At 70.0% G+C, this 13,209-nt stretch carries 12 protein-coding genes; 9 read left to right on the top strand and 3 right to left on the bottom strand.

Annotation, left to right across the window (positions count from 1 at the left end; translation table 11 throughout):
* Positions 1 to 269: 269 nt before the first annotated feature.
* Positions 270 to 842 carry a putative glycolipid-binding domain-containing protein gene (locus tag KL771_RS19665; RefSeq protein ID WP_261970222.1) on the bottom strand — a complete coding sequence of 191 codons (573 nt, stop codon included), beginning with the start codon at positions 840 to 842 and terminating at the stop codon, positions 270 to 272.
* Positions 843 to 1,071: 229 nt separating this feature from the next.
* Positions 1,072 to 1,611, bottom strand: coding sequence for a translation initiation factor IF-3 (gene infC, locus KL771_RS19660; protein ID WP_261970394.1), 540 nt, complete (start codon positions 1,609 to 1,611; stop codon positions 1,072 to 1,074).
* Between the two features lie 287 nt (positions 1,612 to 1,898).
* On the opposite strand from infC, the gene KL771_RS19655 reads away from it, so the two are divergent.
* From KL771_RS19655 to KL771_RS19640, 4 genes are all read left to right on the top strand, one after another.
* Entirely contained in the window at positions 1,899 to 2,723 is an 825-nt protein-coding gene (locus KL771_RS19655) for an alpha/beta hydrolase (RefSeq protein ID WP_261970221.1), read from the top strand.
* Positions 2,724 to 2,915: 192 nt separating this feature from the next.
* Positions 2,916 to 4,673 (top strand): gamma-glutamyltransferase, encoded by a 1,758-nt coding sequence (gene ggt, locus KL771_RS19650; protein WP_261970220.1) that lies wholly within the window; start codon positions 2,916 to 2,918, stop codon positions 4,671 to 4,673.
* Between the two features lie 159 nt (positions 4,674 to 4,832).
* On the top strand, positions 4,833 to 5,612 hold the full coding sequence (locus KL771_RS19645) for a 3-hydroxybutyrate dehydrogenase (protein ID WP_261970219.1): 780 nt from the start codon (positions 4,833 to 4,835) through the stop codon (positions 5,610 to 5,612).
* Between the two features lie 36 nt (positions 5,613 to 5,648).
* Positions 5,649 to 6,845, top strand: a complete 1,197-nt coding sequence (locus KL771_RS19640) for an acetate/propionate family kinase (RefSeq protein ID WP_261970218.1) — start codon at positions 5,649 to 5,651, stop codon at positions 6,843 to 6,845.
* 15 nt (positions 6,846 to 6,860) lie between these two features.
* Here KL771_RS19640 and KL771_RS19635 read toward each other — a convergent pair whose 3' ends face one another.
* Positions 6,861 to 8,234 carry an FAD/NAD(P)-binding protein gene (locus KL771_RS19635; RefSeq protein WP_261970217.1) on the bottom strand — a complete coding sequence of 458 codons (1,374 nt, stop codon included), beginning with the start codon at positions 8,232 to 8,234 and terminating at the stop codon, positions 6,861 to 6,863.
* A 233-nt stretch (positions 8,235 to 8,467) separates the two neighbouring features.
* Here KL771_RS19635 and msuE point away from each other — a divergent pair, with 233 nt between their 5' ends.
* From msuE to KL771_RS19610, 5 genes are all read left to right on the top strand, one after another.
* The gene (gene msuE / locus KL771_RS19630) at positions 8,468 to 9,028 is read left to right on the top strand and encodes an FMN reductase (protein ID WP_261970216.1); all 561 of its coding nucleotides are present in this window, start codon (positions 8,468 to 8,470) and stop codon (positions 9,026 to 9,028) included.
* Between the two features lie 56 nt (positions 9,029 to 9,084).
* The gene (locus KL771_RS19625; protein ID WP_261970215.1) at positions 9,085 to 10,044 is read left to right on the top strand and encodes a sulfonate ABC transporter substrate-binding protein; all 960 of its coding nucleotides are present in this window, start codon (positions 9,085 to 9,087) and stop codon (positions 10,042 to 10,044) included.
* A gap of 47 nt (positions 10,045 to 10,091) precedes the next feature.
* Positions 10,092 to 11,249, top strand: coding sequence for an FMNH2-dependent alkanesulfonate monooxygenase (ssuD, locus tag KL771_RS19620; protein WP_261970214.1), 1,158 nt, complete (start codon positions 10,092 to 10,094; stop codon positions 11,247 to 11,249).
* Between the two features lie 168 nt (positions 11,250 to 11,417).
* The gene (locus KL771_RS19615; protein ID WP_261970213.1) at positions 11,418 to 12,188 is read left to right on the top strand and encodes an ABC transporter permease subunit; all 771 of its coding nucleotides are present in this window, start codon (positions 11,418 to 11,420) and stop codon (positions 12,186 to 12,188) included.
* 13 nt (positions 12,189 to 12,201) lie between these two features.
* The gene (locus KL771_RS19610) at positions 12,202 to 13,074 is read left to right on the top strand and encodes an ABC transporter ATP-binding protein (RefSeq protein WP_261970212.1); all 873 of its coding nucleotides are present in this window, start codon (positions 12,202 to 12,204) and stop codon (positions 13,072 to 13,074) included.
* The last annotated feature ends 135 nt before the right edge of the window (positions 13,075 to 13,209 follow it).

Here is a 13,209-nt window from a genome sequence, read left to right as displayed (position 1 = left end):
CGGGCCGGTTGACGCCGGAAGCGTCTTGTAAACCATCGGATCGAATTTCCACTTTCGACGATCGACGGCGAAAACTTGGGAAAGTCCAATTCTTCGAGATTTTTACTTAAATGGGGCATGCCGGGGTCAGTCTGACCGGCAGTCGGTGTCCGGGGCCGGCGAGACCGGGCGGCGCGGGATCCGGGCCGGTCTATGGTTGCGGGCATCCGGCGGCGGGGGCGTTTGGCGATCGGCTGTGGGGGACCGGCACCGCGGCCGGGCCGGGCCGCTCAGGCGGTCGTTTCGGCCTGTTCTGTCGGGTCGGCGACGCGGTCCAGGCGGCCGGACCAGCTGGCCAGCAGGCCATCGGTATCGAGCCGGATATCGGCCTCGCCGACACGGTAGTGACGGCCGGGCTCGAGGCAGAGATAGGCCACGCGGCGGCGCTCGAGCGTCATCTCCGGAACAGCCAGCACCAGCGTATCGATCTCCTGGGTGCGGCCGGTCTTCCAGGTCTGGCGTTTGAGCGTGGCGATCAGACCGAGCGGCGTCGCACCCAGGTCGACATCGAGCAGACCGGAGAATTCCTTGCGTTTGGCGCCGGCACCGTCGGTCCACTCGCCGAAGCCGTCATGGCGCAGCGCCAGGGTGGGGCCGCCGAGCATCGTCAGGTGGATGCTGCGCAACGCCGCCCAGTCGGCGTCCGCCGTTACCCGGTAGCGCAGGCCGTAGCCCTGCTCGCCCCGGCCGCCGATCACGACGCCCTCGGCCGTGATGCCGGAATCGGCGATCTTGAGGACGCAATGTTCCAGCCCGCCGTCTGCGGGAGACTGCCAGCGGATCGCGAGCGAACGGTCGGTCATGCCGGGAACGGGGCCTCGGTCGCGCCGATCCTGTCGATCAGGGGCCCGTGTGGCAAACCGGTCCTCCCGATCATGGTCCGGCATGGCAGCAGAAACGGCGAAGGTGGGGCACGGGCTCCGTCGCCGATGGCTCGATCGGGCCGACCCGAACCGGTCCGTCCCGCCTGTCGCAAACTCGGCCCCGTCCGGTCCCGGGCCATGGCCGGGAGCGGCGCCGGACCGACGATCCTCACCGGGGGGTGAGGATCATGATCATCTGCTTGCCTTCGAAACGCGGTTCCGATTCGACCTTGGCCATGTCGCCGAGATCATGCCGCACACGCTCCAGAAGCTGATAGCCGAGATCCTGGTGAGCCATCTCGCGGCCGCGGAAGCGCAGGGTTATCTTGACCTTGTCGCCTTCCTCGAAGAACGAACGCGACTGGCGCATCTTCACGTCATAGTCGTGATCGTCGATATTCGGCCGGAGTTTGATCTCCTTGATCTCGACGACCTTCTGGTTCTTGCGAGTCTCGGCCGCCTTCTTCTGCGACTGATACTTGAAGCGGCCGAAGTCGAGAATCTTGCAGACGGGCGGTTCGGACTGGGGTGCGATCTCGACGAGATCCATCCCTGCCTCCTCGGCCATGCTCAAGGCATCGAAGAAGGAGATCACGCCGAGGTTCTTGCCCTCGTCGTCGATCAACTGAACCTGGGGTACCCCGCGGATCTCCCGGTTGATACGGGGCCCCTCCTTAAGGGGCACAGGCGCACGGAAAGGACGGCGAATGGTCGTTGTCTCCTCTGACGTTGCGGTCGTTGTCACCGGCTCGGCGGTTGGCATCGGGACGCAGGAAGCCCGGTGCGCCCTTGCGCACCAGGGTCCGATCCGACGATGGAAAGCGAACGGTCGGTGAACAGGGAAAATCCGCCCTTTTCGGCTGCGAGTCAACGGCAGAACGGCGGATCCCGGAACCAATATGGGGGCACAGCGGGCCCGGGTGAAGCCCGGCCGCCCGACTTGCCACGCCGCGGAAGCAATCCTATCGATGTCGGCAAGGCCATAGAGGAGCCGCCATGACCCTGCCGCCCGATCTGCCGACCCCCTGCCGCATCTCCGTCGGGACCGGTGCGGCGGCGCGCGACATCGCGATACTGAGCCGCTCCGGGCGGGCGCCCGGCCTCGTCTGGCTCGGCGGCTTCCGGTCCGACATGACCGGCACCAAGGCGGTCGCCCTCGACGATTGGGCCGCGCAGACCGGCCGCGCCGCGACTCGCTTCGACTATTCCGGCCACGGTGCCTCGGGCGGCGATTTCGCCGACGGCACCATCTCGCGCTGGCTGGAGGAGGCCGTCGCGGTGTTCGAGCGCCAGACCGAAGGCGACCAGATCCTGGTCGGCTCCTCGATGGGCGGCTGGATCGCCCTGCTGCTCGCCCTCGACCAGCGCCGCAAGCAGATCGCCCGCATTCGCGGTCTGGTGCTGATCGCCCCGGCGCCGGACTTCACCGAGGCGCTGATGTGGGCGACCTTTCCGGAGGCCGTGAAGGCCGAGATCCTGGACCGCGGCCGCTACGAGGAGCCGTCGGCCTATTCGGACGAGCCCTATCTGATCACCCGCGCGCTGATCGAGGACGGGCGCAACCATCTGATCCTGGGCGGTTCGATCGAGACCGGATGCCCGGTCCATATCCTGCAGGGCGTCAAGGATCCGGACGTGCCCTGGCGCCATGCGGTCGACCTGGTGACCTGCCTCAGCGGGGACGACGTGGTACTCACGCTGATCAAGGACGGCGACCACCGCCTGTCGCGTCCGGAGGATATCCGGCGGCTGCTGGCGACGGTCGAGAGCCTGGCGGCCGGCATCGAGACCGCCGGGACGCCGGCCCTGCCGCCGGCCTGACCTGCAGCGGGCCGCGGAGGCTGGCGCCGCCGCGCGCTGCGGGCCAAGATCGCGCTAGTGGTCAAAATCTGACATTTGCGTCCCGCCAATGTCAGATTGAATTGACCACACAATCAAAGAGTTAGTGGTTCGGATTCTCGAGACGGATGGGGACCATCCGTCTCGATCGAACCACTGGGGAGGACGTCGTTCATGTCGATTTGCCGCACTGCCGTCCGCACGCTCGCACTCGCCGCCGCGCTTCTGACCGCCTCGCCGGCCCTGTCGCAGGGCGCGCCTCCGGGCTGGCCGGCGCCCGGGCAGCCGATCCAGTCGGCGGCCAGCCGTCTGCTCCCGGTGATCGGCGCGCACGGCATGGTGGCCAGCCAGGAGGCCCGGGCGACCCGGATCGGCGTCGACATCCTGAAGCGCGGCGGCAATGCGGTCGATGCGGCGGTCGCGGTCGGCTTCGCGCTCGCCGTGACGCTGCCGCGGGCCGGCAATCTCGGCGGCGGCGGCTTCATGATGGTGCATCGCGCGCGCACCAACGAGACCGTGGCGATCGACTACCGCGAGACCGCCCCGGCGGCGGCGACCCGCGACATGTTCCTGAACGAGAAGGGCGAACCCGATCCGGCGCGCTCGCGCGATTCCGGTCTTGCGGTCGGCGTCCCCGGCACCGTGGCCGGCCTCGCCGAGGCGCACCGCCGCTTCGGCTCGGATCGCTTCACGCTGGCCGATCTGATCGCGCCGGCGATCGCGCTTGCCCGCGACGGCATCGCGGTCGAAGACGATCTCGCCGACAGCCTGCCGACGGCGACGCGGCTGAAGCGGTTTCCCTCCACCCGCGCGGTCTTCATGCCGACCGGCGAGAGCCTGACGCGCGGCAGCCTGCTGGTGCAGCGCGATCTGGCCTGGAGCCTGGAGACGATCGCCCGCCAGGGGCCGGACGGCTTCTACCGGGGGCCGCTCGCCGAGAAACTGGTCGCGGCGGTGCGCGGCGCCGGCGGCGTCATGACGGCCGAGGATCTGGCCGGCTACCGGCCGGTTCTGCGCAAGCCGGTGACGGGCAGCTATCGCGGCTACGAGGTCGTCTCGATGCCGCCGCCTTCGTCGGGCGGCGTGCATCTCATTCAGATCCTCAACATCCTTGAGGGCTTCGACCTCGCCGGCGCCGGTGCCGGCAGCGCCCGGCAGATCCACCTCCTCGCCGAGGCGATGAAGCCCGCCTATGCCGACCGCGCCCAGTTTCTGGGCGATCCGGACCGGGTCAAGATCCCGGTCGCCGGTCTGCTGTCCAAGCGCTACGCCGAGACGCTGCGGGCGCAGATCGATCCCGACCGGGCGCGCCCCGCCGACGCGATCCGGGCCGGCGATCCGCTGCCTTATGAGAGCGACCAGACCACCCACTTCTCGGTCGTCGACGAGGACGGCAATGCGGTCGCCAATACCTACACGCTGAATTTCAGCTACGGGCTCGGCCTCGTCGCCGAGGGGACCGGCATCTTGCTCAACAACGAGATGGACGATTTTTCGGCAAAGGCCGGCGCGCAGAATGCCTATGGGCTGGTCGGCGGCGACACCAACAGCGTGGCGCCGGGAGCCCGCCCGCTCTCCTCGATGACGCCGACCTTCCTGTTCAAGGACGGCAAGCTGGTCATGGTCACCGGCAGCCCGGGCGGCAGCCGGATCATCACCACCGTGCTGCAGGTGATCGTCAACGTGGTCGACAACGGCTTGTCGCTGGCCGAGGCCGTCGCTGCGCCGCGCGTGCATCACCAGTGGCGCCCGGATGCGCTGCTGACCGAACAGGGGCTTTCGCCGGATACGATTGCGCTCCTGACCGCGCGCGGCCACAAGGTCATGGTCGGCACCACGTCCGGCTCGGCCAATTCGATCGTGGTCGCCCCGGAGGGCTTCCTGGGTGCCGGCGATCCGCGCCAGCGCGGCACGCTGGCGGCCGGCCCCTGACAATGCGCGCCGAAGGGGCCGCCCTTCTCTGAACCGTCATCGTTCGGCCCATACCTTGCTTGGCGCTGCGGGCCGTCGCGCGCAGACCGGTCGGCCGGGCCGGATGCGCATCACCATGGCGCCGTTCTCCCGGCTCACCCGTCGTACCGAGGTTCATCCATGACGTCTCGCCTTGCCATCGTGACCGGCTCCACCAGCGGCATCGGGCTCGGGATCGCCCGGCGCCTGGCGCATGAAGGTTACGCCATCGTGCTCAACGGTCTGGCCGAGCCGGACGAGGTCGCGCGCCTCCGCGCCGAGATCGCCGCCGAATCGGGCATGCCGGTCGAATTCGACGGCGCCGACATGACCGATCCGGCCGCGATCGCCGCCATGGTCGCGCGGGCTGAGGCGCAGTTCGGCCAAGTCGACGTGCTGGTCAACAATGCCGGCATCCAGTTCGTCTCTCCGGTCGAGGACTTTCCGGTCGAGCGCTGGGACCGGATCATCGCGATCAATCTCAATGCCGCCTTCCATGCCATCCGGGCCGCGCTGCCGGGCATGAAGGCGCGACGCTTCGGGCGCATCGTCAACATCGCCTCGGCCCATGCCCTGATCGCCTCGCCGTACAAGTCGGCCTATGTGGCGGCCAAGCACGGCATTGCCGGCCTGACCAAGACGGTTGCCCTGGAGGCGGCCGAGTTCGGCGTCACCGTCAACGCCATCGCGCCCGGCTACGTGCTCACCCCGCTGGTCGAGAAGCAGATCCCCGATACCGCCAAGGCGCGCGGCATCACCGAGGAGGAGGTGGTGCGCACCGTGCTCCTCGCCGCGCAGCCGACCAAGCGTTTCGTGGCGATCGAGGAGGTCGCCGCGCTGGCCGCCTTCCTGGCCGGCGACGAGGCCGGCTCGATCACGGGCGCAATCATACCGATCGACGGCGGCTGGACGGCACAGTAGAGCCTGGGCAGCGCCACCGGACCGGGACCCCGCCCCATGGACCATCTGCTCGTCGTCAATGCCGGATCGTCCAGCATCAAGTTCCGCATCTACGAGGTGCTGCCGGGCGACCGGCTCGATCTCGACCTGAAGGGCGCCTTCGACGGCATCGGCTCGCATCCGCATCTGGTCGCCGACGACGACTGCGGCCGGCGCGTGGAGGACGATGTCTTCACGGCCGGTCAGGTGCCGACCGTGGCGGAGGCGCTCGACCGGCTCGACGACTGGCTCCTGGAACGGCTCGGCGGCGAGCGGCCGGTTGCGGTCGGGCACCGGGTCGTCCATGGCGGTCCGGACTTCGCCAATCCGGTTTTGGTCGACGACGAGGTCATCGGCCGGCTCGAGGCGCTGGTGCCGCTCGCCCCGCTGCACCAGCCGAACAACCTGCTGCCGATCCGGATCATCCGCGACCGGCTGCCCGGCGTGCCGCAGGTCGCCTGCTTCGACACCGCCTTCCATCGCGGTCATCCCGATGTTGCCGACCGCTTCGCCCTGCCGGACGCCCTCTACCGGGAGGGCGTGCGCCGCTACGGCTTCCATGGCCTCTCCTACGAGTTCATCGCCCACCGCCTCGCCGAAATCGCACCGGACCTGGCGAAGGGGCGTGTCGTCGCCTGCCATCTCGGGGCCGGGGCATCGGCCTGCGCGATGATCGACGGCCGGAGCGTCGAAAGCACCATGGGCTTCACGGCGCTCGACGGGCTGCCCATGGCGACCCGCACCGGCCAGCTCGATCCCGGTGTCGTGCTCTATCTCGTGCAGGCCAAGGGACTCGGCGCCGCGGCGATCGAGCGGCTGCTCTACCGGGAGAGCGGCCTTCTGGGGCTGTCCGGGGTCTCGGCCGACATGCGCGACCTGGAGGCGAGCCGGGAGCCGGGCGCGAAACTGGCGATCGACTATTTCGTGCATCGGATCGTGCGTGAGATCGGCGCACTGGCGGCCGCCATGCAGGGGCTCGACGGGGTCGTGTTCACGGCCGGGATCGGCGAGAACAGCACCGCGCTGCGTGCCCGCGTCATGGAGCGGCTCGGCTGGCTCGGCCTGGTCGCCGACCCGGCCGCGAATATGCGCCGCGACACGGTCGTCTCGGCGGCGGGGAGCCGCGTCCGGGCCCTGGTCATCCCGACCGACGAGGAATTCATGATCGCGCGCCACACCCTGGCGACGCTGCGCGGAATGACTGTCGCCGGCTGATCCCGCGCGTGAGGCCTACCGCGCGACCCGGCGCTTGCGGCGTCCGGCGAGCCGGCCGGCCAGATCCTCGGCCAGGTCCGCGCATTGCTGGCGGATGTCCGGGATCGCGATGATCTCCCAGAAGGCGGCGCGGCCGAGCGGGCCGACGGCGAAGATGCGGTCGGAGACCTGCCCGCCATGCGCGATCAGGGCCGCATCGTCGGCGAGATCGAGGCCGAAGCCGAGCGGGTCCGGGCGGGCATGGCCGTCCTCGATTAGATGGGCGATGACCGGGTTCGGTGACGAGAACGGGCCGCAGGGCAGGCCGGTGGCGTCGATGACGCGCCGGGCGACGAGCCGGGTCTCGGCTTGCGCGCCGCGCAGCCGCACGCAGAGCTCAGTACCGTCCGGCCCGGGGCTGGCGCCGAGCACCCGGCCGGTGACGATCTCGAGCCGGCCGGTCTCGCGCAGGGCCTCGATGCGGCGGGCGATCGCCGGCGCCATCCGGTGCCGGTGCACGTCCCACCACGCCCGGGCATGGCGCAGGAAGCGGCGGCGTTGGTCGGTCGACATCGCCTGCCAGAGCCGGCGCGTATGTGGGCGCAGCGCGTCGACGGTGGAGCGCCAGTCGGCGCCGCTCGCGGTGGCCTCGGCAGCATGGCGGCGCAGAAGGCGGAGGAGTTGCGACAGCGGGGCGCCGAACGGGATTGCCGAGGCCGGGATCGGGCGCGGCTCGACCGCGGCATGCACGGCCGACAGGAGACCGCGCCGGGAGATCGCCCGGATCGGGCCACGATGGCCGCGCGAATCGAGCGACAGCACGGTGTCGATCATGGTCAGGCCGGTGCCGATGACGATCACCTCGTCGTCGCGGCCGATGCCGTCGAGCGCGCCGGGCGCCCAGGCATCGGCGACGCCGTCCTGGCGCGGCGGTTTCGGGTCGTGGCCGGTCGCCAGCACGACGGCGTCGGCGGCGATGCTGGTGCCGTCGTCGAGCTGCACCTCGACGCCGTCGCGCCAGGGCTCGATCCGCACCGCACCGGCGTCGATCAGTTCGACGCCGTCCATCGTCGCGCCTTCGAACAGATCACCCAGATAAGCGCCGTAGACGCGCCGCTCGACGAAGCAGAACGGGGTGACGCAGCCGGCCCCAAAATCCTGCCCGCGCTTCTGCAGCCAGCGGAAGAAGTGGTCGGGGTCGTTCGGGAAGGCGCTCATGTTGGCGGCGCGCACGTTGAGCAGGTGATTCGGATCGCGCGTCGCATAGGCGAGGCCGAGGCCGGGGGCGCCGCCGCGCTCGACCACCAGCACGTCGCCGTCCTGCCCGAGGGCACGGGCCAGATTGGCCGCCGCGATCACGCCGCTGGCTCCGCATCCGACAACCACGATCCGGGTTCGTTCGATCGACATCGGCATCTCCCATATATTCCGATCTAGTTTATCGGATTTTGGCGGCTGGTCCAGCGGGATTGAGGGATTCATCCGCTGCCGACGCATTCTGATTGCTCGAATGCTCCTGAAAGTGGCTGTTTTTTTCAGTCTGCCCGTCCGCATGGAAAATTTAATTGTGTACTGAATTGATGATCTATTCCATGCTCTGAGGAACGGTCCGCGGCGGACCCCGATGCCAGCGAGGAAGTGAAATGTCGCGATCCCATCTCGTCGGCCTGTCCGGCAACACGCAGCGCCCGTCGCGCACGCTCGGGCTGACCACGACGATTGTCGAGGAGATCGCCCTGCGCACCAGCGTCGAGAGCACGGTGTTCGATCTGGTCGATCTGGGCCCCGAGCTCGGGGCGACGCTCGATGCCCGCAAGGCGCCGCCGCGGCTCGCCGGGCTCCTCGATGCGATCGCGGGCGCCGATGCGCTGGTGGTGGCGTCGCCGGTCTACAAGGGGGCCTATTCGGGCCTCTTCAAGCATCTCTTCGACCTGATCGATCCGGGCGCCCTGGCCGGCAAGCCGCTGGTCATTGCCGCCACCGGCGGCGGCGAGCGCCACGCCCTGGTGGTCGAACATGCGATCCGGCCGCTCTTCGCCTTCTTCGGCGCCGCCGTCGCGCCGACGGCCGTCTATGCCGCCGAGAAGGAATTCCTCGACTACCGCCCGAGCCAGCCGCAGCTGCTCGCCCGCATCGGCATGGCCGCCGACGAGGCCGCCGCCCTGGTCGCGGCGCGCCGCCAGCCGCTCGCCCGCATCGCCTGACGCCGCCCGTATCGTCCGCCCCCGGCCCGCTCTGCCCGACCTCGGAGGTTCCGACCATGCTGACCCGACGACAGACCCTCTCGCTTGCCGCCGGTGCCGCTCTGGCCGCGGCATTCGGCGAGGCCCGCGCCGCCACGCCCGATCAGGCCCGGGAGTTCCGCATCGGCTACCAGAAGAGCGGCGCGCTGGTCATCGCCCGCCGGCAGGGCGCGCTGGAGCGCCGGCTCGCCGCGCGCGGCATCAAGGTCTCCTATGTTGAGTTTCCGTCCGGCCCGCCGCTCCTGGAGGCACTGGGGCTCGGGGCGATCGATTTCGGCACCACCGGCGACACCCCGCCGATCTTCGCCCAGGCGGCCCGCGCCAACATCCTCTATGCCGCGACGCTGCCGGCGCCGGGCTCCGGCTCGGCGATCCTGGTCCGGCGCGACAGCCCGATCCGCAGCCTCGCCGATCTGAAGGGCCGGTCGATCGCCTTCACCAAGGGCTCCAGCGCGCACAACTTCACCGTCAACGCGGTGCGCAAGGCCGGGCTCGCCTGGGGCGACATCAAGCCGGTCCATCTGAGCCCCGCCGATGCCGGTGCCGCCTTCGCGAGCGGCGCGGTCGACGCCTGGGCGATCTGGGATCCCTTCTACGCCATCGCCGAGCGGACCCAGGATGCGCGCGTGCTGACGACCGCCGAGGGGATCGTCGAGACCAACTCCTTCTATCTGGTCAACGGCACCTTCGCGAAGGCCAACCCGGCCATTCTCGGCGAGGTCATCGACGAACTGGTCCGCGTCTCGGACTGGGCGAGCGCCCATACCGGCGAGGTCGCCGCCGCGCTCGCGGAGGTCACCGGCGTGTCGCTGGAGGATCAGACCCGGGCGGTCGCCCGCACGCGCTACGCGGTCAGGCCGGTCAGCGACGAGGTCGTCCTCAGCCAACAGGCGATCGCCGACGAATTCCACAAGCTCGGTCTGATCCCGAAGCCGATCGTCGTGCGCGACGCCGTCTGGACCGCGCCGACCACCTGACGCCTCCGCCTGTTGAGATCAAGGACCCCTCCCCAAGGATTGATGCCATGTCGAACCCCGGCAAGCCTCTCGACTTCTTCTGGTTCATCCCGACCTCCGGCGACGGCCCCTATCTCGGCACCGACGACGGCCACCGCGCGCCCGATCCGCGCTACCTGCGCGAGATCGCGGCGGCGGTGGACCGGCTCGGCTTCGGCGGCGTGCTGATCCCGACCGGGGCCAATTGCGAAGACAGTTGGATCACCGCGACCGCGCTGGCGACGGCGACCGAGAAGCTCAAGTTCCTGGTCGCGATCCGGCCCGGCACGGCCTCGCCGGCCTTCTATGCCCGCATCGCCGCCGCGCTCGACCGCATCTCGAACGGTCGCCTGCTGATCAACATCGTGGTCGGCGGCGCGCCGCGCGAACTGGCCGGCGACGGCATCTTCCTGGAGCACGACAAGCGCTACGATCATGCCGGCGAGTTCTTCGACATCTTCGAGGCGCTGGCGCGGGGCGAGACGGCGACGCTCCACGGCGAGCACATCCGGGCGGAGGGGGCGAAGCTGCATTTCCCCTTCGTGCAGAAGCCGCGCCCGCCGCTCTATTTCGGCGGCTCCTCGGATGCGGCGATCGAATTCTCGGCCGGCCGCGTCGAGAAATATCTGACCTGGGGCGAGCCGCCGGCCGATGTCGCCGAGAAGATCGCCCGCGTGCGCAAGGCGGCTGCCGCCAAGGGCCGCGCGGTGACCTTCGGCATCCGCCTGCACTTCATCGTGCGCGAGACCGACGAGGAGGCCTTCGCGGCCGCCGACCGGCTGATCTCGAAGCTCGACGACGAGACCATCGCGGCCCAGCAGGCCAAGTTCGCCACCGAATCGGACTCCGTCGGGCAGCGGCGCATGTCGGCGCTGCATGGCGGCCGGCGCGACAATCTCTATGTCGCGCCCAACCTCTGGGCCGGCGTCGGCCTCGTTCGCGGCGGCGCCGGGACGGCGCTGGTCGGCAGCCCGGCCACCGTCGCCAAGCGGCTGAAGGAATACCAGGATCTCGGCATCGATACGGTGATCGGCTCGGGCTATCCGCATCTGGAAGAGGCCTACCGGGTCGCCGAACTGCTGTTCCCGGAACTCGGCCTGGCGCCGAAGAAGGCCGAGGTGATCGTCGGGGATTTCGGCACCGGCGCGCGCCCGAAGCGGATCACCGGCCTCGCCGCCGCGGTCTGACCGCCCGTCTCGCCGGCCGCCGCCTCCCCGCGCGCCGCCCCGCCCGCCCCCCCGCCCGCCGCATCCCGGCGCCCGGCCACAGGCGCCGGCCTTGCCAGTCCAGCCCGCCTTGGAGCTCCAGCCGGCTGTCCCGGTCAGCCCGGCCTTGTCCACCACCAGGAGGCATCGATGGCCAGACTTCGACTTTCCAGCCTGACCCCCTATGCGCTGCCGGCCGCGGTGATCGCCGTCTGGCAGGCCGGGTCGGCGGCAGGCCTGATCTCCGATCGCGTCCTGCCGGCCCCGACCGACGTGGTCGCGGCGGGCTGGCGGCTCGCCCTCTCGGGCGAACTCCTCGCCAATGCCAAGTCGAGCACGGCGCGGGCGCTGGCCGGCCTCCTGATCGGCGGCGGCATCGGCTTCGGGCTCGGGCTCCTCAACGGACTGTCGCGCGCGGCCGACCGGATCACCGACACGACCGTGCAGATGATCCGCAACGTGCCGCATCTGGCGCTGATCCCGCTGGTCATCCTGTGGTTCGGCATCGGCGAGGAGGCCAAGCTGTTCCTGGTCGCGCTCGGTGTCTTCTTTCCGGTCTACGTCAACACCGTGCACGGCGTGCGCAGCGTCGACGGCCAGCTGGTCGAGATGGGGCGCATCTACGGCATGGGGCCCTGGACGCTGTTCCGGAAGGTGATCCTGCCGGGTGCGCTGCCGTCGATCTTCGTCGGCCTGCGCTACGCCCTCGGCATCATGTGGCTGACGCTGATCGTCGCCGAGACCATCTCGGCCTCCTCCGGGCTCGGCTACATGGCGATGCAGGCGCGCGAGTTCATGCTCGTCGATGTCGTCGTCCTGTCGATCCTGATCTACGCGCTGCTCGGCAAGCTCGCCGACGTGCTCGCCCGCGCGCTCGAACGCCGCAGCCTGGCCTGGCACCCGGCCTTCCAGAACCATTGAAAGGATTCGAGCCATGACCCGACCCTTGCGCCAGGTTCTCGCGGAGACCCAGTCCGTGCCCCTCGAAATCGGCTGGCTGCCGGAAACCAAGGCCACCGCACCGGTGCTGCCGCCGGAGGAGGCGCCGTCCGCGGCTCCGCGCGGCAGCGGCGTCGCCCTCGACCTGACCGGGGTCGGCAAGAGTTTCGGCGACAAGCGCGTGCTCGGCGGCGTCGACCTGCAGGTCCGGCCGGGCGAGTTCCTGGTCGTGGTTGGCAAGAGCGGCTGCGGCAAGAGCACCCTGCTGCGGCTCCTGGTCGGGCTCGACCAGCCGACCGACGGCACGATCGCCATCGGCCCCGGGCGCGACGGCGGCAAGGCCAATGCCCGTATCGTGTTCCAGGAACCCCGACTGCTGCCCTGGGCGAGCGTGATCGACAATGTCGCGGTCGGCCTGTCGACCTCGCTGTCGTCGGATGCGGCCCGAAAGGCGGCCGAGACCGTGCTGGCCGATGTCCACCTGCAGGGCCGCGCCGACGAGTGGCCCTCGGTCCTGTCCGGTGGCCAGCGGCAGCGCGTGGCGCTGGCCCGCGCCCTGGTCAGCCACCCGGATCTCCTGGTGCTCGACGAACCGCTCGGCGCGCTCGATGCATTGACCCGGATCACCATGCAGTCGCTGATCGAGCGCGTCTGGCACGCGCAGGGCTTCACGGCCGTGCTGGTCACCCATGACGTGGCCGAGGCGGTCGCGCTCGGCGACCGGGTCGTGGTCATCGACGAGGGCCGCATCGTGCTCGATCTGGCCATCGACCTGCCGCGCCCGCGCGAACGCGGATCGGCCGTCCTGGCGGCGCTCGAAGGCAAGCTGCTGGATGCGATCTTCGGCGTCGCCGAGGTCGTCTACTGACGGGCCGCCCTGCGGGGCCGCCCCGAACGGTCGCAACTGCCGGCCGTCCGGTTCCCGTCATTCAAGTTTCCCCTCAACCACCATCGGTCCGGCCCGCCGCCACGGCGTAGCTGCGAGCGCCCAGGGAGTGAACGA

It is taken from the genome of Prosthecodimorpha staleyi, from assembly GCF_018729455.1.
Classification (GTDB): Bacteria; Pseudomonadota; Alphaproteobacteria; order Rhizobiales; family Ancalomicrobiaceae; genus Prosthecodimorpha; species Prosthecodimorpha staleyi.
Note: the sequence above shows the minus strand (reverse complement) of the source record. Positions and strands in the feature narration are given on the sequence as shown.

Bases quoted from the DNA above. Each gene is read 5' to 3' on its own strand.
- ssuD (WP_261970214.1), top strand. From the start codon at position 10,092: ATGTCGAACCCCGGCAAGCCTCTCGACTTCTTCTGGTTCATCCCGACC.
- KL771_RS19635 (WP_261970217.1), bottom strand. From the start codon at position 8,234: ATGTCGATCGAACGAACCCGGATCGTGGTTGTCGGATGCGGAGCCAGC.
- KL771_RS19625 (WP_261970215.1), top strand. From the start codon at position 9,085: ATGCTGACCCGACGACAGACCCTCTCGCTTGCCGCCGGTGCCGCTCTG.
- KL771_RS19640 (WP_261970218.1), top strand. From the start codon at position 5,649: ATGGACCATCTGCTCGTCGTCAATGCCGGATCGTCCAGCATCAAGTTC.
- KL771_RS19665 (WP_261970222.1), bottom strand. From the start codon at position 842: ATGACCGACCGTTCGCTCGCGATCCGCTGGCAGTCTCCCGCAGACGGC.
- ggt (WP_261970220.1), top strand. From the start codon at position 2,916: ATGTCGATTTGCCGCACTGCCGTCCGCACGCTCGCACTCGCCGCCGCG.
- KL771_RS19655 (WP_261970221.1), top strand. From the start codon at position 1,899: ATGACCCTGCCGCCCGATCTGCCGACCCCCTGCCGCATCTCCGTCGGG.
- msuE (WP_261970216.1), top strand. From the start codon at position 8,468: ATGTCGCGATCCCATCTCGTCGGCCTGTCCGGCAACACGCAGCGCCCG.
- KL771_RS19610 (WP_261970212.1), top strand. From the start codon at position 12,202: ATGACCCGACCCTTGCGCCAGGTTCTCGCGGAGACCCAGTCCGTGCCC.
- KL771_RS19645 (WP_261970219.1), top strand. From the start codon at position 4,833: ATGACGTCTCGCCTTGCCATCGTGACCGGCTCCACCAGCGGCATCGGG.
- KL771_RS19615 (WP_261970213.1), top strand. From the start codon at position 11,418: ATGGCCAGACTTCGACTTTCCAGCCTGACCCCCTATGCGCTGCCGGCC.